The sequence below is a fragment of the Dyella jejuensis genome (genome assembly GCF_044904675.1).
Classification (GTDB): domain Bacteria; phylum Pseudomonadota; class Gammaproteobacteria; order Xanthomonadales; family Rhodanobacteraceae; genus Dyella_B; species Dyella_B jejuensis.
Window position 1 is genome coordinate 1 of record NZ_JADIKJ010000103.1, and the last position, 281, is coordinate 281.

General features: G+C 65.8%; 1 protein-coding gene. It reads right to left on the reverse strand.

The features are described from left to right. Nucleotides 1-281: flagellin N-terminal helical domain-containing protein (locus ISP15_RS18500; RefSeq protein ID WP_449757829.1), on the reverse strand; the 281-nt coding region annotated here is incomplete at both ends.

Sequence of the window (281 nt, forward strand, 5' to 3'; positions counted from 1 at the left end):
GACGTGCGGCTGACGATGTTGTACAGCTCCGCGCCCAGCGCGTCGAACTCGGCTTGCAGCGCGCCGCGGTCGTCCTCGTTCGAGGAGCCATCGGCGGCCTGCGTGGCAAGGTCCTTCATGCGCAGCATGATGTTGGTCACTTCGCCCAAGGCGCCTTCGGCCGTCTGCAGCATCGAGGTAGCGTTCTGGGTGTTCTGCATCGCGACCTTCATGCCGCTGGTCTGCGCGTTCAGGCGCGTGGCGATCTGCAGGCCGGCCGCGTCGTCCTTGGCCGAATTGAT